The organism is Desulfobacula phenolica (assembly GCF_900105645.1).
GTDB lineage: Bacteria > Desulfobacterota > Desulfobacteria > Desulfobacterales > Desulfobacteraceae > Desulfobacula > Desulfobacula toluolica.
Genome location: NZ_FNLL01000009.1, coordinates 72,271 through 92,699, shown reverse-complemented (window position 1 = coordinate 92,699; position 20,429 = coordinate 72,271). Strand labels below are relative to the sequence as shown.

Sequence of the window (20,429 nt, the reverse complement as noted above, 5' to 3'; positions counted from 1 at the left end):
TTCTTTACATGCAAAATGATCATATTCGTGTATAATTAAGCATTTGGTAGAGGAGACAGCTATATAACTGTATTTATTAGACTTTTTAACCGTAAAGAAAAAACTATGAACCATATTCTTGTGATTGATGATGATGAAGAGCTCTGTGAACTGTTAATCGACTACCTGACCCCTGAAGGATTTGATGTCAAGGCGGTTCAGACCCCTGAAGAGGGTCTTTTGCTTGCCCTCAGTCAAGCCCATGACCTGGTGGTTTTAGATGTAATGCTGCCGGGGATGAGCGGGTTTGACACCCTGCGCCATATTCGTACCAAATCTCAAATCCCCGTCATCATGCTCACGGCAAGAGGGGATGATGTCGATCGGATTGTAGGCCTTGAAATGGGAGCAGACGACTATCTGCCCAAGCCTTTTAATCCCAGAGAACTTGTGGCAAGAATTCGTGCTGTACAGCGGCGACTTGAGACAAGAGCAGGCTCTGAAAGTATACCCCGGCAAAGTCCCTCTCTCGAAACAGGAGATGTTATCCTCAATCCTGGATCAAGGACCGTGTGTCTAAATGGAAAACCAGTTTCGTTCACAGCCGTTGAATTCAAACTGCTTCATGAACTCTTGAAAAATACCGGCAATGTGGTTAGTCGCGATATTCTTTCTGAAACTGTTCTGGGCAGAAAGCTGGATATTTTCGACAGAAGCATTGATGTTCATGTGAGCAGTCTCAGAAAAAAATTGGGATCTAAATATAAAGGCACTGAGCGGATTCAAAGTATCCGAGGCGTAGGTTATATCTACTCACTACCGGAAGAAGGGGTATAAGGAGACGAATCCTAATGATGAGCGCCCAAACAAAGAGATTTTGGCCTGATCTTTTCCTGAACAACTACCTCTCCGGCATCATAAGAAAAAATCTATTTTTCAAGATTCTCTTTTTTGCTTGCAGTATCAATTTTTTATCCATGGGAATCGCGCTGCTGGTTGCATTTACTTCCAGTACAGGTCCTGCTGCAAGGATGAAGCACCGGGAGGAAAATCGTCAACAGAATCTTGCTCAAATCCTTTATCTTTATTCAACCCCCTTGATTGAAAGGTGGGCCTTAAAAGGAAGCACCGCCGCTATTATTTATGCCAATCAACTGGAAAAATTTCTTGATTTCGAACCTTATGTGTTTAATTTTGAGGGACATGCATTGATCAACAGAAAAATGCCGCTGGAATTTGAGGCAATTCTGAAACGATTCAGAAAAGAAGATAATCCGGTTATAAATACAACTACCGCCAATGGCATCGTTGTGATGTGTCGAATGGTCGGGCCGAATGGGGAAACCTACATAGTAGCAGGACGTCAGGGACGACCAAAAAAAATTTTGATTTTTCCGCCTGATTTCACAATAAGAATTATAATCTCTATTATTATGCTTACCCTTCTCAGTTTTCTGCTTGCGCGCCATATCACAGGCCCCATTACAAAACTCCGCAGAGCAACCAGAAAAATTGCCACAGGGGATCTGGGAGCAAGGGTTAGTGAAACCATCGGAAGGCGACAGGATGAAATCGCCCAGTTGGGCTTGGACTTTGATCAAATGGTCTCTCAGATCCAGAATCTGATCAAAGACCGTCAGCAGCTTTTGAGAGACATTTCTCATGAGCTCCGCTCCCCCCTTGCAAGACTCTCCATTGCACTGGAAATATCAAGGAACAAGGCATCTGAAGAAGTAATGCCGAGCCTGCAACGTATCGACCTCGAAGCAGAACGGCTCAACACTCTCATCGGGGAAATTCTACTGTTGAACAGGCTCGAAGCAGGACCAAATTTAAGGATCTGTAAATCGGTTGACGTGTCCGAGTTGATCCATATTATAGGAGAGGATGCTAACTTCGAAGCCCAACATAGAAATGTTTCCGTGGTCATTGCCTCCTCTTCTGTTATCAAAACCCACGGTTATCCGGAGATGCTTCATCGAGCCATTGAAAATGTCGTTCGAAACGCGATCCGATATACGGATGAGGGTACAACCGTGAACATAAGCATTGAAACCAGAAACTTAGAAAAAGATCCCATCATTCTGACCATTAAGGATCACGGCCCTGGTGTCCCATCGACATCTCTACCCCATCTTTTCAAACCTTTTTACAGGGTAGAAGGAGACAGAGGAAGAAAAACAGGCGGCACCGGTGTGGGTCTTGCAATTGCATACAGAGCCATTAAACTTCATGATGGAGAAATCAGGGCGGAAAATTCAAAGGCCGGCGGCCTGAAAATCATAATCACGATTCCCAAAACAATGATTGCCGGTTAACGTGTACTGCACAGTTTGAAACAATTGTATTTATATTCAGGATTGAAACGATTGACAATACAAGCTTTGCTAAATGGCCTTCAGGAATATAATCATTAATGGCTTCAGGAAAAAATACCATTTGATCTCTTGACTCACCGGCTTTGAATCTGGGCATAAAATACTCCATAAATAGTTGGAGGATTCATAGCATTTGCCGCAATGAAAATCAATAAATATTACTTGCTATTTCAATTAGTTGCGGTATTTTTATGTTCCGTAACGGCCTGTCGAGTACCAATAATCATAAATCAGCTAAAAAACAACCATAATATAATCAAAGCCTAAATAAAAATAAAATATTTTGCAAAAAAAACAAATTCACTTGATTTCTGCTGGACTTGATGGAATACCCATGGCATAAAATAAGATTGAGGTATCATTGATCGACAAAAGGGTCTTGTTGTGAATATGATAAAAGCTGAACTGGAAAAATCTCGCCAAGTCAACATAAAAAAACAACCGAAAAAAAGACAACTAATCATCATTTTTATCAACCAGCCAAGGAGAAAAAAATGGGGAAATTATTAAGGGTTAACACCCAAAACAAAACCTTTGGGTTTGAACAAGTTCCCAAAGCTTATGCAGGTCTTGGGGGCCGGGCACTCACATCCAAAATGATTCTGGATGAAGTGCCTGCAACCTGCCACCCGCTTGGAAAAGCAAACAAATTAATCTTTGCACCCGGCATTATGTCCGGATCTCCTGCCGCAGATTCAGGACGGCTTTCAGCAGGAGCCAAATCCCCTCTTACAGGCGGCATCAAAGAGAGCAATGCAGGAGGACTTGTTTCACAGAAACTGGCCAAACTGGGTATCACCGCCCTTGTTCTTGAAGACAAACCCCAAACAGAGGGTTACAGCATCATTGTCATCAATAAGGATGGCGTTGAAATCCTGGATGCAGGCCATCTTGCCGGCAAGGGAAATTATGAGGTCATGGAAAATCTATGGCAAAAATATGGCAAATCAGTTGGAGTCTTAAGCATTGGCCAGGCAGGCGAACAATGTTTGAAGGGCGCAAGCATCCAGCAGGCCGACATGAACGGGAGACCGGGACGTGCCCACGGCAGAGGCGGTTTGGGAGCGGTTATGGGGGCAAAAAGAATCAAAGCCATTGTCGTGGATGACAAGGGTGCAGGACGTCTTGCGATAAAAGATCCGGATGCCTTTAAAGCAGCCAATAAAAAATGGGTGGACATGCTCAGAAAACATCCGGTTACAGGACAAGGCCTTCCCGCACTTGGTACGGCAGTATTGGTCAATGTCATCAATGAAGCCGGCACTCTGCCAACAAAAAATTTCAGGTCAGGCCGATTTGAGCATGCCCAGGACATCAGTGGGGAAAAAATGGCACAAAACATTGAGCAAAGAGGGGGTATTACAACAGAGCCCTGCCATCCGGGTTGTGTGATCAGATGCTCCAATGTTTACCATGACAAGAAAGGCAAATATCTCACCTCCGGGTTTGAATATGAAACAATCTGGGCATTTGGTGCCCACACCACCATCAGGGAGCTGGATGATATTGCCATGCTGGACAGGATGTGTGATGACTTCGGTCTTGATACCATTGAGATGGGAGTTGCCATCGGCATTGCCATGGAAGGAGGCATGATTCCATGGGGAGACGGCAAGGCTGCCATAGATCTTCTGTCCAAAGTCGGAACGGCTGCACCAGAGGGTAAAATCATTGGAAACGGCGCTTTGTTCACAGGAGACGCCCTGGGCGTGGACAGAGTTCCCGTGGTAAAAAAACAGGCATTCCCGGCCTATGACCCGAGAGCATGCAAAGGGGTTGGGGTCACCTATGCCACAACGCCAATGGGTGCGGATCATACGGCAGGCTATGGGGTTACAGCCAATATCCTGGGCGTGGGAGGCACTATTGATCCTCTTAAAAAAGAGGGTAATGTTGAATTATCACAGGGGCTTCAAATCGCAACAGCTGCCATTGATGCAGCCGGGCTTTGCCTATTTGTTGCTTTTGCCGTTCTTGACAACGAAGACGGGCTTCCAACCATCGTGGAGATGATCAATGCACAGCATGGCCTTTCTCTCACACCGGATGATGTTCTGGAACTTGGAAAATCAATTTTGAACAATGAAAATGAATTCAACAAAAAAGCAGGGTTCACACAAGCTGATGATCAGCTTCCTGAAATGTTTAACGAAACATTTCCCCCTCATAACACCAAATGGGATTTTTCTTCCGAAGAATTATCAAAAACACTCAGCTTTTAAAACCTGAAGCCGGATAATACTTAAAACCAGGGGCGGACTTTCTGCTCCTGGTTTTTTAGTTGTCATTCAATCACGGCAACACAGTTTCTTCAACATCATGATGCCTGGAATAAGCCTGTTTAAATTTATTTAATGGATTTATAAAGCTTGTTTTGCTATAAAAAGGACAAAAAAAAGTAATTATATGTGTCTGAAATTTATCGTAATTTAATGGCCATGTAATATATCATAATATAACCCATATGTTTTGGAATAATAATAAAATGAAAATATATCAATATCCTTCCAAGAGTGCGGAAAAAAGAGTGAAAGATACCATAGATCGTGGTTTGGGGTTTTCAAAACAAGATTATGAGACAGTCGAAACCTATCTTGAAGATGTCAAAACAAGAGGGGATGAGGCCCTTGTTGAATATACCAACAAATTTGATTCAAGCAAGGTAACTGTTGAAAATTTAAAAGTAACCCCAAAAGAATTTGATCTTGCATTAAAAAAAGTTGATGCATCCTTTTTAAAGAGCCTTGACCGGTCCGTCAATCAACTGGAGTATTTTCATTCCAAGCAAAAAGAAAATTCCTGGATCGACACACCCAGAAGCGGTGTCATGGTAGGCCAGCTTGTAAAGCCCGTTAGCGCGGCAGGCGTTTATGCCCCCGGAGCAAAGGGTGGGAAAACTCCTCTGGTGTCATCCGTATTGATGGGAGGAATTCCAGCCAAAGTCGCGGGTGTCCCTTCTATAAATCTTGTGACCCCTCCCATGGAAGACGGAAACATCAACCCTCATATTCTTGCCGCAGCCCACAAAATTGGAATTGACTCGGTGTTTAAGGCTGGAAGTGCCTGGGCCATTGCCGCCCTGGCCTATGGAACCCAAACCGTTCCAAAAGTGGATGTAATTGTGGGCCCTGGAAATATTTATGTGACCCTGGCCAAAAAAATTGTTTCAGGAACCGTGGGCATTGACATGATTGCAGGCCCAAGTGAGATCCTGATAATTGCAGATCAGGATGCCGACCCCCAATTTCTGGCAGCAGACCTTCTTTCCCAGGCCGAACATGATGTCATGGCATCTTCCATATTGGTTACCGATTCCGAAGATCTTGCAAAAGCAACCGTTGCCGCCCTGGAAGAACAGATTGAAAAATTATCCAGAAAAGAGATTGCAAAGCAGTCCATTGAAAATTTCGGTGCCGTCATGCTGGTGCCGGACATTGAAACCGGTATTGACCTTTCCAACCGCCTGGCACCTGAACACCTTGAACTTATCGTCAAAGAGCCATTTGATTATATCAACCGGATACAAAATGCCGGTGCCCTGTTTTTAGGCTCATATACGCCCGAACCCATGGGAGATTATATTGCCGGTCCCAATCATGTCCTGCCCACTGCCGGAACAGCCCGATTTTCTTCAGCCTTAAGTGTTGAACATTTTACAAAAAAAACCAGCTTGATTCATTATTCTAAGGCTGCCTTTAAAAAAGAAGCCGACGATGTGATACGGCTGGCTCAAACAGAAGGTTTGGGGGCACATGCCAATTGTGTTAAAATCAGAAAATAACTGCCATGGGCAAACCGGGCCTTTCAATTTAGTTTGCCCACAACAAAGATTTAAAGTCTCTGTATGAATTTTTCAAGACTTTCATATCAAAAATATTATTTTATATATTGACTAACACTCTGATTTTAATCTATAAAGAACGTTTGTTTAAATTTTGATAATAACTGCCGCGGGCAGACCTGGTATTTAACCTTATGTTTGCCCGCAGCAAAACATGAAAGTCTTTGTTGGAATTGTTCAAGACTTTCATATAAAAATTTTAGTGGTAAAGAAAAAACAATGCAGACCATACGAGGATTCAGAGATATACTGCCGGAGCATATTTCCCTTTGGCAGAAAGTGGAAAAAGAAGCAAAAGATTTATTTGAAGCGTTCGGTTTTAAGGAAATCCGAATTCCCATCATTGAAAAAACACAGCTGTTTGCCAGAAGCATCGGAGAGGTCACTGATATTGTTGAAAAAGAGATGTACACCTTTGCCGATCGAAAAGGGGACAAGCTGACCTTAAGGCCGGAAGCCACTGCATCCATTGTCAGATCCTATATCCAGCACAAGATGTATGCCGCAGATCCAGTCAGAAAATTTTTCATGATCGGCCCCATGTTCAGACGGGAAAGACCTCAAAAAGGCAGATACCGCCAATTTTATCAAATTGATGCGGAAGTGTTCGGCATTGAATCCGCCTATATTGACAGCCAGATGATTTTTCTGTTAAACGAATTGTTTAAACGCCTTGGTTTAACAGGCCTTTCAGCCCATATCAACTCCCTTGGCTGCCCTGACTGCAGGCCGGGTTTTCAAAAAGCACTCTTAGATTTTCTTGAATCAAAAAAAGACCGGCTGTGTGAAAACTGCTTAAGACGGATGGATAAAAATCCCTTGAGAATCATTGACTGCAAAGCCACTGATTGCCAAGAGGCCCTTCAGGATGCCCCGGCAACTCTGGATTATCTCTGCAATGAGTGCGAAGACCATTTTGCCACGGTTAAAACAACCCTTGAACATCAGGGGGTTGATTTTATTGTGGACAAATCCCTGGTACGGGGTCTGGATTATTATACCCGGACTGCCTGGGAAATTCAGACTACAGCCCTTGGTGCCCAGAGTGCCGTTGCCGGCGGCGGCAGGTATGACGGCCTTGTCAAAGAGCTGGGAGGCCCCCAGACACCAGGAATCGGATTTGCCATTGGATTTGACCGTCTGGTGGAGGTCATGGAACAAATTGACAAGACACCTCAAATTCCTGGCCTTGATCTGTTTATCGTGTCTTTAGGGGATGCGGCCATGGAAAAAGGATATCACTGGTCTTGTGAATTGAACCAGGCAGGTATCCGCACAGAAATTGATTTCAGGGCAAAAAGCATGAAAGCCCTTATGAAAAGGGCAAATAAATTCAATGCTCAATATGTATTGATTGCAGGAGAAAACGAACTGACACAAAATGCCATCATTTTAAGAAACATGAACACCAAAGAACAGGTTTTACTTGCCCTTGAAACACTGGTTCCGGAACTGATCAAGATATTAAAAAAATAAAATAGAGGAATTATTGAAGTGACTGATTTGCTAGGAGATCTGACAAGGACACATCATTGTTGCCAGTTAAGGGACACTGATATCGACAAAGAAGTGGTCTTAATGGGCTGGGTACAGCACCGCCGTGACCACGGAGGGGTAATATTCATTGATTTAAGGGATAAAGAAGGTATCACACAGATCGTTTTTAACCCGGAACATTCAAAAACAGTCCATGAAAAAGCCCAGGAAATCAGAAACGAGTATGTCCTTGGCGTAAAAGGAAAAGTCATTGCCAGGCCGGGTGATATGCTAAATCCAAATATGAAAACCGGTGCTGTTGAAGTGATGATAGATGAACTTTATATTTTTTCAAAAGCCAAGACACCGGCATTCCAGATAGAAGACCGGGTGGAAACATCGGAAGTTCTTCGTTTGCAGTACAGATATCTGGATTTAAGACGGCCCCAGCTGAAAAACAATATCCTGGCAAGGCATAAGGCCACCATGGCAATACGCAACTATCTGAACAATAAAGGCTTTGTGGATATTGAAACACCATTTTTGACCAAAAGCACACCCGAAGGTGCCAGGGATTATCTGGTTCCGTCAAGGGTCAACCAGGGGGAATTTTATGCCCTGCCCCAGTCTCCCCAGCTGTTCAAGCAATTATTGATGATTTCAGGGTTTGACAAGTATTATCAGATTGTCAAATGTTTCAGGGATGAAGACTTAAGAGCGGACCGGCAGCCCGAGTTTACCCAGATCGATATGGAGCTTTCGTTTGTTGATGAACAGCAGATCATGGACGTTGCAGAGGGTATGATCGTTGCTGTTTTCAAAAAAGTATTGAATATTGACCTTGTTACGCCGTTTCCCAGGATCACCTATGATGAAGCCATGTCAAGATTTGGTCTGGACAGACCTGATCTCAGGTTTGGTCTGGAATTGTGTGAGGTCTCCGATATTGTAAAAGATGCAGGATTCAAGGTGTTTGCCAATGTGGTAAAAAACGGCGGTCTTGTTAAAGCTGTCAATGCAAAAGGGTGTGCCACTTTTACCCGCAAACAGATTGATGAACTGACTGATTTTACGGCTGTTTACAAAGCAAAGGGACTGGCCTGGATAAAAATAAAAGAAGATAGCTGGCAATCCCCCATTGCCAAATTCTTTACAGATGAAGAAAAAGAGGCCTTAAGAAAAAGGCTTGACCTTGAACCAGGGGATATTGTTTTTTTCGTGGCAGATCAGCCGAAAATCACCAACGAAGCCCTTGGCCAGCTGAGAAACGAACTGGCAAGGCGGCTTGAGCTGATTTCCGAAGATACCTATAAATTTACCTGGGTAACCCGGTTTCCCCTGCTGGATTATGATGAAACCGAAAACCGCTACCAGGCACTGCACCATCCTTTTACAGCTCCACTTGAAGAAGATATTAAAAAACTTGATTCCGATCCCCTTTCAATTAAATCAAGGGCTTATGACCTGGTGTTGAACGGGATTGAAATAGGTGGGGGAAGTATTCGTATTCACGACACTGAACTCCAGGCAAAAGTCTTAAACTGTCTTGGCATTGATGAAACCGAAGCCAATGAAAAATTCGGGTTTCTTTTAAAGGCATTGTCGTCCGGAGCCCCCCCGCATGGAGGAATTGCTTTCGGGCTGGACCGGCTGATGATGCTGTTGTGCCGTGAAGACTCCATCAGAAATGTCATTGCATTCCCCAAAACCCAGAAAGCCACCTGCCTTTTGACGGATGCACCGTCCAAGGCATCGACTGCACAGCTCAGGGAGCTTGCCATCAAAGTCACTAAAATAGACGAATAAAACTGATTTTTCAAACAAAAAGGTGTCTTGCCCATTGCAGGCAAGACACCTTTCTTATCAAAGTTTTTTATCGGATTGGTTTGTTCGGGAAAACAGATGCTTCATGTTATGACGGTAATCTGCAGATATAAAGATTGCGGTGATCGTCATATGGAACTTGCAGGGTGCGTTGCAACATATCTATTAAAGCTGCCAATTGTCATAAGGCATTTCAATAGGTCCCATTATCTTATCATAGGTTCCATTCGCTTTTAACTTTGAGATGGTCTCAGATAAAAACTTATCAGTTTTACCGCCAGCCCCGTTTTTTGGTATGATTATTTTTACATCATAAACTTTGAAAAGATCTCTTTTTATATTGGTAAGGTTATTTTTCTTTACAAGCGGATCAGATGCAAAATCTGCAAAGATAAATGCATCAATTCTTCCAGCACTAACCTTTTTCAAACTCAATTCCAGATTGGATGATCCTTTGATTGGAAAATTAAAATATGGCAGATGCGCAATATCTGTTTCCACCTTGGAATTTTGAAGTTTGTCAATGCTTATATTGCTTCCTTTCTTTGTATAAAGTACAAAATTGACATGAAAAATTGTCTCAGTTGAATAATCGTAATCCAGAGTTGTCATGTCAATTCCAGGAATTGCAATTAAAGGCATATGAAAATCTGCTTTTCCAGAAACCACATTATGTAATGATCTAGCGAATGGCTCAATAACAAGGTTAATTTTTTCTCCTGATTGAGATTCAATAGCCTTTACAAGATCAACAAGAACACCCTTTTCCGCACTCTCTGCATAAATCGGCATTTTAGCAAGAGTTGCTTTATAATCCTGTGCGTATGCTGAAACTGCAGTGGTTAAAATAAAAATTGTAAGGAATAAACATTTCATAAAAAAAAATCTCCTTTGGTAATAAATTTAATTATTCAAATAAACACCCTTGCTACCGTAAGCAACAAGAAATATCCGCCATATTATTGCCGATCTAAAATTCTTTAAAGTTATCGTCGTCATCAAAGGGGATGACTTGGTCAGGTCCAATCTCTTTTGACTGGATTGCCACCATTCTTTTTTTAGAGACATGGTTGTGTTTTAATTGTGGAACAACAGTTCTGATTTTTTTAGCAGATGACCTTGCTGATTGATCTCCTTTTGATCCTCTGATAAGGAGGGCAAGCTCATTGATATAATTTTTTAACTTTTTTGCCTGAGCACCCATCTCTTCAGATGCTAAAGCAGATTCTTCTGCATTGGCAGCATTTTGCTGAACCACTCTTTCCATCTCAGTTGTAGCATTATTTACCTGTTCTATACCATCGGACTGCTCTCTTGACGCTTCAAAAATTTCCGAAACCAAATCCCCTACCTTGGCTGTACTATCTGCAATCTGGCTGAAAGAATCATTTGTTATTGAAACAATATCTATTCCCAAGTTAACCTTTTCTACAGTTCTTTCAATCAGCTGAGCTGTATTGCTTGCAGCATCCGCAGCTCTCATTGCAAGACTTCTGACCTCATCTGCCACAACGGCAAAACCTGCTCCTGCTTCACCTGCCCTGGCAGCTTCAACAGCAGCATTCAAAGCCAGAAGATTAGTCTGAAAAGCAATTGCATCAATGGTTTTTACGATCTTTGACGTCTCTTCACTTGCCTTGGAAATATCATCCATAGAGTGGATAAGCTGTTCCATTGATTCATTGGCAGTATTTACAACATGACTGGCTTCTTTCATCAGATTCTCAGCCTGGCCTGCATTCTCAGCATTTTTTTTGGTCATGGAAGCCATTTCTTCCATTGAAGAAGATGTCTCTTCAATGGATGCAGCCTGCTCAGAGGAACTTTCAGCAAGAATTTGGCTGGAAGAAGACATCTGATTTGATGCTGCTGCGACTTGGTTGGCACCCTCGTTCATACTCTGAGTGATCTTATTAATTGGGTTTACAACAATAAATCGCAAGCATAAAACTATGGATACAATTAAAGCGATAATAATACATGCAGCTACAAAAATTTGACTTTTAACAGAATCACTGATACTTTTTGTTGCTCTGCCTTGAAATCCCGCAATTCTTGTTTCTGTCTTTTTCTTCTTGTTTGCAATTTCATTTTGTACAAGCTGATCAATAAAATAAACTCGAACATTTCCAACCTTTGATCCATCATATATAGCATCTTGAACGTAAGAAAAATCCTCTTTCAGGCTCATCTCAGAAGGAATACTATCACCTGTTTTAATTTCTGAGTCTTCCCATGCAGCAGCAAATGGTTGACCATCCACATCAAGGACTTTGATGGCCACAAGTCCATCATTTTTTATAAAACCCGCCAATAACCCTTTAAGGTTATCGTGATCAAAATTATATATAAAAGATGCAGCTATGCTGCTGCATATTTCCAAATTAATTTTTGTATTTTTTCTGATTAATTGGTTTTGTGTTGATGCATATTCCTCCAAATCTTTACTCTGGGATTGTGTAAAATCATCAATCATAAGCTGGGATGACTTAAATTGAAGATTTATGGATATAATGCTGCTTATGCAAAGAAAAATAAGCACAATTATCCCTGAAATCATTGATGTCTTTGTGGAGACATCTAATCTTCTGCTTTTACTTAATCTCATTTTATTAACCCCTCAACTTGGTTTGTTATTTCTTTCATTGAGGAGGATTTGTTTAAAAACGCAGCAACTCCCAATGAAATTACTTTGTCATAACTTTCTTTTGAGGCATAACCTGTCACCAGGTGTTTGTCAATGAAGTTGTCGCCTAAACCATATTTTCTTTTTATAAGAAAGTCTTTAAAAATCCAAACAGCGACTTTCAATATTTGTTGTGGGCAAACCAAGGTGGAATAACAGGTCTGCCCGTGGCAGTCATTTCATGCCGCCTAAGGATCAACATGCGGAATATCATCCATGATATCTTCAGGTTCTTTATCCTTATAGGGCATTAATACTGCCTGGGAGGTCTTTCCGTCCACAAGAATTTTTATGGGATTTTCAAATTTTATATGCTTCAGATAAGTTGTTGTGGTTTCGCATGTCTGACAACTGAAAAATTCATAATCAATAAAATCCTCTCCCTTATCTGATACGGTAATATAACTGATACCAAGAGAGGTGATGTTCTGGAAAAAATGAGACCCCTGGGAAGGATCTGCCTTGATGCTTTCAATGGTGGTTTCCAGCATTACTCCCACATTGGAAATATCATTCCAGACAACCGGAATCCCCAGCCACCGGTCTGAAGTTCCCCACCTGCCCGGCCCGATCAGGACGTATTTTTTGTTATTTTCATTAAACAGGGCATTGATTTTATTTATTTCCGTTGCTATTTCAATGGTTTTACCTGGATCAAAGGTTGCAGGGTCCACATAGACAACATCATAGATATCCTTATATTCTCCGTTCCCAAGTGACATAGTGGAATAACAAAACGCATCCTTAATGTCATCTTTTCCTATTTTCACCTTGAGATTTTGTTTGTACCGTCCCATGGGCCTGATTTGCAGCAAGGAAAACTGTGCTTTTTGAGTCCCGTTTTCCGGTAACGTAACTGCAAATTCGATCTCAACAGACGCCCCCATCCATTTTCTTCCGATTTTGGTCACTTCTTCAAGAATGGAGGCCAGGGGAAAAGAATTGTATTTTAAAATATTGGCAAAGGTTAATATGGGAAAGCCTTTATTTGAAAAAGAATCTCTGATCCGGTTATCCTGGACATGAAAGGTGGAGGATAAACTCCTGACAACCGGATGATCGGTTGCATCATTTATGTCTATTTTTGCAATAGTAGGATCTTCAGGAGATTCAGATATGAATTTTTCATCATCCGGGAATTCATCAAGTTTTAATGCATAAAAATATTTTTGAGAGTTTTCAAGGATATCATTTATCATGGAAAACTGGGGCAGAAACTGGGGATATTTCGGGCAGAATCTCAAAGTTTGACCGCCTTCCATAACGATTTTTCCAAGGCCCAGCGCAATATAGCTTATGCCCTCTTCCGCCTTTAAATGGGAGATGGGATAAAAATTATATGACCGGGCCACGCCTGAAATTGACGGGTAAAAGTACTGTTTGTGTGCCTTGCCGGTCAATTGCTGCAGAATCACGGCCATTTCCTCATCCTCAGTTCTGTGCATGGTTGATCTTGCATAAGATCTGGGTGCTTTAAGATAGGTGGAGGCATAAACCAGTTTGATTGCCATAATAAGCCGTTCCAGCCGTTTTTCAAAATCAGGATGTGAATTGGGAAGCATATAGGTGTTATACAATCCGGCAAAAGGTTGATAATGGGCATCTTCAAAAAGAGAGGAAGACCTCACTGCAATGGGGTATTTTACATTCCTCAAATAGGCTTCCAGGCTTTTTTTCAACCCTACCGGGAAACGGGCCTCAACAAATTGCGCAACAATGTACTCGTCTTCCGGGGCATTATCAGGTTCCAGAAGCCTGGAAAGTCTGTTTTCTTCAATAAAACTTTTAAATCCTTCCGTTGAAATCACAAAGGTCTGGGGAATACTGATATCCACGTCAGGAAACTTGTCTTGCAAAGAAGGGTCGCGTTTTATCTGGGAGGCTATAAAGGCAAGTCCCCTGGCCTTGCCGCCAAGGGAGCCGTTTCCGATTTTCATAAAATCCGTATCAGAATCTAATTTTTCAGAATCAAAATCAATAATCTGCCCCTGCCTGGACCCTTTTCTTCTGGCATGGATGCTCTCGGTTAAAAAGCTTTTCAATTCCCGGGCATCTGGAAAATCACTTATCTTATAAGGCCTGAGCCGCATTGCAAAATCAAATTCACTCCTGGCCATAAACCACCTTGAAAAATCATTGTTCATGGCATGATAAACAATTGAATCATCGGGAATTTCAGACAAAAGCTTTTCAATGGCTCTTAAATCCCTGGCCCTGGCAATTTCCTTTCCATTGGGCAGTCGAAAAACAAAATCCCCAAACCCGAGATAGGACACAAAAAAACTTTTAATTCGATTGTTTAAGTTGTTTGAATTCTTATTGATAAATACTGCCGGGATATCAAGAACTTTTTTCCTGTTACGCTCCTCCGTACTCAGGATCAATACCGGCAGATCCGGGATCTCTTTTTTGATTTTTGATAGAAGCTTATATCCTGCTTCTTCATCCTCAACCCCTTTTTTCCGGTATCGCATATCGGAAAAAACCGACAACAGATAAGGTTTGTATTTTTCATACAGAACCATGGCCTCTTCATAATTATGAGCCATCAGCACCTTGGGCCTGCCACGCATCTTTAACAACCTATGTTCTTCGTTAATGGATTCATCAATAACGGAAAGAGTCTGCAGTACAATCTGTTTATAAAGCACCGGCAAAAAAGAAGAATAATGATAAGGGGAATCTTCCACCAGGATAATCACCCTGACATTGCCGTTCTCCGTATCAAAGGCCACATTCATTTCATCTTCAAAATTTTTGATAATGGCCAGCAAAAGGTCTGCATTCCCGCCCCAGATATAAGTGCGGTCAATGGCCGTGGAATTATCCACACAGATGTACTTGTCAATATCACAGGTATTGTGCAGCAGCATGAAAAAAGGCAGTTCGGAATATCTGGCCTTTACTTGCTCACCAAAGGTGTAGACATCCATTCCATCCAGGCTGGGCATGGCAAGAATCAAATCAAATTTCTTGTTCTCAAGTCGCCGGAATGCTTCTGATGCAGATGACACCCATGTAAGCCTCGGCGGTTTTGACAGGTTAAGTCCTTTATACTCATTGATAATTCTTGTTGACAGGCGGCCTTCTTCCTCCATGATGAATGCATCATACGGACAGGATACCAGGAGGATGTCCCCCACCTTTTTGGCCATTAGCTCATGATATAATTTAAGGGAAGGAACTTTAATCGAGTCATTTGAATGATTCTTCATCTGTATAAACCTTTTTAAATGATTGATACCTTTTTAATTAAGGTAAACTTTTTTAATCTTAATTTATATAAAAAATAATACTTGAATGCAATGAAAGAGCGGACTTGGCTCAAGGTAAATGGCGTCTTATTTCTATACTGCCATGATTTATGATTTTTTTGTATAAATTATTGCTAAGACCGACGGCAGTCTCTTCTGGAGATTATAAGTGAAATATACAGAAGTTTGCAACTTGCAGAAAATTAAAAAATGATATTATAATCTTCCGCACAGTGGATTTATTGAACCAATAACTGGTGCGAATTCAAAGTACAGGATCAAACATTTCAACCGTTAACACATAAAACAAGTATTGATAGGAGGAGACATGAAATTGAGATTAGCTGTATTTATTGTTGCAATTTTCACAATAGCCGGATGTTCAACTCTTGAAATAAAATCAAGTTCTAATTTGGATAATGCACATAAAACTGCTCTGCTTTATGAAGAACTGATTGAAGGCAAATCACCGGATACAGCTCAACTTACCCTTTTTTTTTCCAACATGCCAAAAGGCGGAGACCTGCACAATCATTATTCAGGAAGTATTTATGCGGAAACATATTTAGATTGGGTTAAAGATGCCGGTTATTGGATAGACAAAAACACACTTTATATCAGTAAAGCAACTACTGACAGCAGTATTTGCGTTGATGAATTACGTTCCGACAACAAACTTTATAGAAAACTTTTAACCCTTTGGTCTGACAAAGACTACCAGAATCATTACCACTTGCAGCCACCCCCGGATGCTAATTTTTTTAATACATTCGGTTATTTTGGTCCAATTTCTCAGCATTACAACAAAGGCCTGATGATTTTAAAAGACCGGGCCATAAAAGAAAATGTCGGTTTTATAGAACTCATGCTTAAATCAGTCGGTTACTCATACTCTGATAAAGAATTTAATGAAAATTTTGATGAAAAAATCAGGAAAGCCGCCGATAATGAAGCTGTTTCATTACTTCTTGACGTAATGTCTTCGAGAATAGATGCAGACAATACTTTTAAAGAATCGGTTTATGGATTCATCAAGACAGTAGAAGAAGCTCATAAGGGTGTGGATGATGATCAATTTATGATGCGTTATCAAACATATGCATCAAGAAACAGTTCGCCAAGCAAAGTATTTTCAGCGCTGTATTCAGCATTTAAGGCTGTTGATAAATCCGATCTTCTGGTAGGGGTTAATATTGTCGGCCCTGAAAATGGTGTGGTTGCAATCGCGGATTATAATTTACACATGCAGATGTTTGCATACTTAAAAAAGAAATTCCCAAGCGTTAACAAATCATTGCACGCAGGCGAACTTACACTCGGCATGGTGCGCCCGAAAAATTTAAAGTTCCATATTTCTCAGGCCATACATACCACCGGCGCTCAAAGGATAGGGCATGGTGTGGATTTGCCTTATGAAGACAACGCTATCAAGCTATTGCAGGAAATCAAAGAAAAATCGGTCATAGAGATCTGCTTTACCAGCAATGAATTTATATTGGGGGTTAAGGATAATGATCACCCTTATCTGATATATTCAAAATACGACGTTCCAATAGTTATATGTACAGACGATTCAGGAGTTTCCAGGAACAATTTAACCGGGGAATACGTTTTGCTGGCAACAAGATATAAACCAAGCTATGAAAAGGTGAAAGAATATGTGTACAACAGCATTAAACATTCTTTCTTTTCAAAAAGCGATAAAAATTTATTAACCGATTCGCTTGACGCTCGTTTTGAAAAATTTGAAGCTGATATGTCCGGGTATTCCGATTTAATACTTAAGTAAAGAGTGCTGACAATTGCTTGCACAACTGATCCCGGGGTGGACAAAAACAAAAGCCGTTTTGCAAACAATCCGGCAGGCAAAATGTCTGCAAAAATGGATAGAACAGTCAACCTGGGATAAACATTATGCAACTCCGGTTTTAGCTATACCTGGATGGTATATAAATACTTCTGCCAAACCGAGAAAATTAAGGATCAGCAACAAGAAAAATTTTGATTTTCTTGCAAAAAAGAAGATTGTATTAACTAAAAAAACAGGCGGCTGTTATTTCATTTCAGATCGAAAAAATGTATCGTACCATAAAAGGTAAAGCTTATAATAAGAAATAAATGCAAAAATCAAAATACTTTTTAGCGATTTACGGGCTTTGCTTGGATGGTATAAAATTAAAACTTTTACTTGAGAAGGAAAAATCAGATATGTCTTCATTAAGCAAAACATTTTTTAATGAACAACACAGGGCACTGGGTGCCACAATGGTTGATTTCGGCGGCTGGGATATGCCGGTACAATATGAAAAAGGAGTGATTCAGGAACACTTGGCTACCCGGAAGAGTTCAGGACTTTTTGACGTGTCCCATATGGGACGGTTTATTATCAGCGGAAAAGATAGACTGCCGTTTCTCCAGCGGGTGCTGACCAACAATGCCGGGGCTCTTGAAGTGGGCGAGAGCCAGTACACCATCATACCGGATGAAAACGGACATGCTGTTGATGATGCCTATCTCTACCGGTTTCATGAAGACAACTACCTGCTGGTGGTCAATGCATCCAACCGTGAAAAGGACTGGAACCATTTTATGGAACAGGCCAAAAAATTTGATGATCTTCAATTAAAGGATCATACCCTTGATATGGGGATGCTAAGTCTTCAGGGACCTGCCTCCAAAAAAGTCATGAATGCACTTATAGATTCTGGCACCCTGCCTATTCCCCTGAGAAACACCTTGAGCGAGGTGATGATTTGTGGAGCAAAAGTGCTGCTTGCCAGGACCGGTTATACTGGTGATCCGCTTGGATTTGAACTCTTCATGGACAAGGATGATGCCGTTAAAATATGGGATCTGCTCCTGGCACAGGGGGTGGAACCCATTGGGCTGGGTGCCAGGGATACGCTGCGGCTTGAAGCTTCGCTGCCCCTGTACGGCCATGAATTCGGAGATGACCCGGACAATAAACCCATTCCCATTTTTGCCTGCCCCCTTGCTAAATTTGCCGTCAGCTTTGCTGCTCAAAAAGGTGATTTCATTGGTAAGGCTGCCCTGATTGAACAGTTCAGTGCATTGAAACGCATTGCGGATTTCGATTATTCCAATATTGAGGCCCTGCCCCGGGTTATTGTGCCGGTGGCCGTTACCGGCAAAGGCATTGCCAGGAACGGCTGTGAAGTGATGAAAGACGGTCGCCATGTCGGGTATATCACCAGCGGCACCATGGTGCCTTACTGGAGTACGCAAGGAGAGGGGCTTTTTTCCGTGTTGACGGAGAATGATGAAAAAAGGGCAATTGCACTTGCACTTGTGGATGCAGATGTTGTACAGGGGGATCAGCTTGAAATTAAGATCCGCAAAAAAATATACACAGGGGTTGTGGTTCCCTATCACATGAGAGCGGAAGCACCTCCCAATGCCAGAGCTATTGTCTGGAATCAACTGGGTGTGGAGGTGTCCCCGGCAAAGGCATCGCAGACAAAAGAAACACAGTCCGGCACAATGTCAAAAACCGAATCCCTGATGTCAGGTCTTATTCAAAAAGCCGTGGACAACACCACCTGGCGCCAGTCCCAATGCATCAATCTCATCCCCTCGGAGCAGACAGCCTCCTCTTTTTCAAGACTGCTTTCCATCATGGACTCTTCGGGCAGATATGCAGAACATAAAAAAGTAAAAGCCTTTTGTGATCATGAGGTATTTTATTACCAGGGAACCCAGTTTATAAGTGAAGTGGAAGAGTTGCTGGTACAGGAATTCCAAAAATTTTTGGGGTGCCGTACCGTGGAAACCCGTGTACTATCGGGTCAGATGGCCAATACGGCTGTGTTCAGTGCCATGGTGGATTATCTCAACCGGGTGGACAGAAAAAGTGAACAGCGCCGTATCCGGAAAATCATGAACAACCACATCCTTAACGGCGGCCATTTAAGTGCCCAGCCCATGGGAGCTTTGCGCGATTTTGTGGCACGGGACCCGAAAACCGAAAAGCCTGCAGTGGTCAATTTCCCGGTCTGCCAGGACAATTTGTACAAGATTGATGTACCTGCCTGCCAAAAACTCATTGAAATCCATCAGCCGGAGCTGATTATTTTCGGCAAAAGCATGACCATATACCCGGAACCTGTGGCCCAAATCCGCAAAATGGTAAAAGCCGCAGGGCTTGATACTGTAATAATGTATGATATGGCCCATGTGCTGGGGCTTGTAGGCCCCCATTTTCAGGAACCGTTCAAAGATGGTGCCGATCTTGTGACCGGTTCAACCCATAAAACTTTTTTCGGCACCCAGAGAGGTATTGTTGCGGGGAATTATGCTCTTGATGACCAGAGATATCCTCTGTGGGAAGCCATTGAAAGAAGAACTTTTCCGGGAAGCGTGAGCAATCATCATCTTGGAACCATGCTGGGTCTGCTGGCCTCAGCCTATGAGATGAATCATTTTAAAGACGACTACCAGAAACAGGTGATTGCCAATGCCAGGGCGTTTGCATCAGCCCTGGCTGAACTGGGCATTGATGTGGCAGGAGAGAAAGCCGATGGCTTCACTCATACCCATCAGGTCATTGTGAATGTGGGATATTCAAAAGGTCCGGAGGTAGCGGACTTTCTTGAGAAAAACAATGTTATTGTCAATTATCAGGCCACCCCGGAAGAAGAGGGCTTTACCGCCTCCGGTTCCTTGCGCATGGGCGTGTCTGAAATGACCCGTTTCGGTATGAAAGAACAAGATTTCCAGGTCCTTGCCCAATTGATTCATGATGGTGTTAAAGGGGCTAAATCAATCAAGGATGAGGTGATTGGCTTGAGAAAACAATTTACACAAATGCAGTTTTGTTTTGACAATTCAAAGAATCTTGAAGGTTTGATGGAAAAACTTCATGCATTGGCTTAGGATCTGGTTTGTCAGGGACATATTTCAAATCGGTCCCCCTTTCAGGAAAAATATAACCATGTGATCCCATTATCTAAAATCAGCATGACATGCTCACC

General features: G+C 42.0%; 12 protein-coding genes. 8 read left to right on the top strand and 4 right to left on the bottom strand.

The window, feature by feature from the left end; all coding sequences use genetic code 11:
- The first annotated feature begins 105 nt into the window (after positions 1-105).
- The 6 genes from BLT94_RS15060 to aspS all read left to right on the top strand — a co-directional run bounded on the left by BLT94_RS15060 (position 106) and on the right by aspS (position 9,480).
- The gene (locus tag BLT94_RS15060) at positions 106-816 is read left to right on the top strand and encodes a response regulator transcription factor (protein WP_092235798.1); all 711 of its coding nucleotides are present in this window, start codon (positions 106-108) and stop codon (positions 814-816) included.
- A gap of 14 nt (positions 817-830) precedes the next feature.
- Positions 831-2,297 carry an ATP-binding protein gene (locus tag BLT94_RS15055; RefSeq protein ID WP_092235796.1) on the top strand — a complete coding sequence of 489 codons (1,467 nt, stop codon included), beginning with the start codon at positions 831-833 and terminating at the stop codon, positions 2,295-2,297.
- A 554-nt stretch (positions 2,298-2,851) separates the two neighbouring features.
- Positions 2,852-4,579 (top strand): aldehyde ferredoxin oxidoreductase family protein, encoded by a 1,728-nt coding sequence (locus BLT94_RS15045; RefSeq protein WP_092235789.1) that lies wholly within the window; start codon positions 2,852-2,854, stop codon positions 4,577-4,579.
- Between the two features lie 263 nt (positions 4,580-4,842).
- Positions 4,843-6,138, top strand: coding sequence for a histidinol dehydrogenase (hisD, locus tag BLT94_RS15040; RefSeq protein WP_014959312.1), 1,296 nt, complete (start codon positions 4,843-4,845; stop codon positions 6,136-6,138).
- 279 nt (positions 6,139-6,417) lie between these two features.
- Entirely contained in the window at positions 6,418-7,674 is a 1,257-nt protein-coding gene (gene hisS / locus BLT94_RS15035; protein ID WP_092235786.1) for a histidine--tRNA ligase, read from the top strand.
- An 18-nt stretch (positions 7,675-7,692) separates the two neighbouring features.
- Positions 7,693-9,480, top strand: coding sequence for an aspartate--tRNA ligase (gene aspS / locus BLT94_RS15030; protein ID WP_092235784.1), 1,788 nt, complete (start codon positions 7,693-7,695; stop codon positions 9,478-9,480).
- Between the two features lie 183 nt (positions 9,481-9,663).
- Here aspS and BLT94_RS15025 read toward each other — a convergent pair whose 3' ends face one another.
- From BLT94_RS15025 to BLT94_RS15010, 4 genes are all read right to left on the bottom strand, one after another.
- A complete protein-coding gene (locus tag BLT94_RS15025) occupies positions 9,664-10,374 on the bottom strand; it encodes a transporter substrate-binding domain-containing protein (protein ID WP_092235781.1) in 711 nt (236 codons plus the stop codon).
- A 94-nt stretch (positions 10,375-10,468) separates the two neighbouring features.
- On the bottom strand, positions 10,469-12,106 hold the full coding sequence (locus BLT94_RS22595) for a methyl-accepting chemotaxis protein (RefSeq protein WP_092235779.1): 1,638 nt from the start codon (positions 12,104-12,106) through the stop codon (positions 10,469-10,471).
- Complete coding sequence (locus BLT94_RS15015) at positions 12,103-12,309, bottom strand: hypothetical protein (RefSeq protein ID WP_092235776.1); 207 nt, start codon at positions 12,307-12,309, stop codon at positions 12,103-12,105. The genes BLT94_RS22595 and BLT94_RS15015 overlap by 4 nt, the downstream gene beginning before the upstream one ends.
- A gap of 63 nt (positions 12,310-12,372) precedes the next feature.
- Positions 12,373-15,399, bottom strand: coding sequence for a PEP/pyruvate-binding domain-containing protein (locus BLT94_RS15010; RefSeq protein ID WP_092235773.1), 3,027 nt, complete (start codon positions 15,397-15,399; stop codon positions 12,373-12,375).
- A gap of 367 nt (positions 15,400-15,766) precedes the next feature.
- On the opposite strand from BLT94_RS15010, the gene BLT94_RS15005 reads away from it, so the two are divergent.
- Entirely contained in the window at positions 15,767-17,227 is a 1,461-nt protein-coding gene (locus BLT94_RS15005; RefSeq protein ID WP_092235770.1) for an amidohydrolase family protein, read from the top strand.
- Positions 17,228-17,646: 419 nt separating this feature from the next.
- The gene (gene gcvT, locus BLT94_RS14995; RefSeq protein ID WP_092236176.1) at positions 17,647-20,331 is read left to right on the top strand and encodes a glycine cleavage system aminomethyltransferase GcvT; all 2,685 of its coding nucleotides are present in this window, start codon (positions 17,647-17,649) and stop codon (positions 20,329-20,331) included.
- The last annotated feature ends 98 nt before the right edge of the window (positions 20,332-20,429 follow it).

Bases quoted from the DNA above. Each gene is read 5' to 3' on its own strand.
- BLT94_RS15060 (WP_092235798.1), top strand. From the start codon at position 106: ATGAACCATATTCTTGTGATTGATGATGATGAAGAGCTCTGTGAACTG.
- BLT94_RS15055 (WP_092235796.1), top strand. From the start codon at position 831: ATGATGAGCGCCCAAACAAAGAGATTTTGGCCTGATCTTTTCCTGAAC.
- BLT94_RS15045 (WP_092235789.1), top strand. From the start codon at position 2,852: ATGGGGAAATTATTAAGGGTTAACACCCAAAACAAAACCTTTGGGTTT.
- hisD (WP_014959312.1), top strand. From the start codon at position 4,843: ATGAAAATATATCAATATCCTTCCAAGAGTGCGGAAAAAAGAGTGAAA.
- hisS (WP_092235786.1), top strand. From the start codon at position 6,418: ATGCAGACCATACGAGGATTCAGAGATATACTGCCGGAGCATATTTCC.
- BLT94_RS15025 (WP_092235781.1), bottom strand. From the start codon at position 10,374: ATGAAATGTTTATTCCTTACAATTTTTATTTTAACCACTGCAGTTTCA.
- BLT94_RS22595 (WP_092235779.1), bottom strand. From the start codon at position 12,106: ATGAGATTAAGTAAAAGCAGAAGATTAGATGTCTCCACAAAGACATCA.
- BLT94_RS15010 (WP_092235773.1), bottom strand. From the start codon at position 15,399: ATGAAGAATCATTCAAATGACTCGATTAAAGTTCCTTCCCTTAAATTA.
- BLT94_RS15005 (WP_092235770.1), top strand. From the start codon at position 15,767: ATGAAATTGAGATTAGCTGTATTTATTGTTGCAATTTTCACAATAGCC.
- gcvT (WP_092236176.1), top strand. From the start codon at position 17,647: ATGTCTTCATTAAGCAAAACATTTTTTAATGAACAACACAGGGCACTG.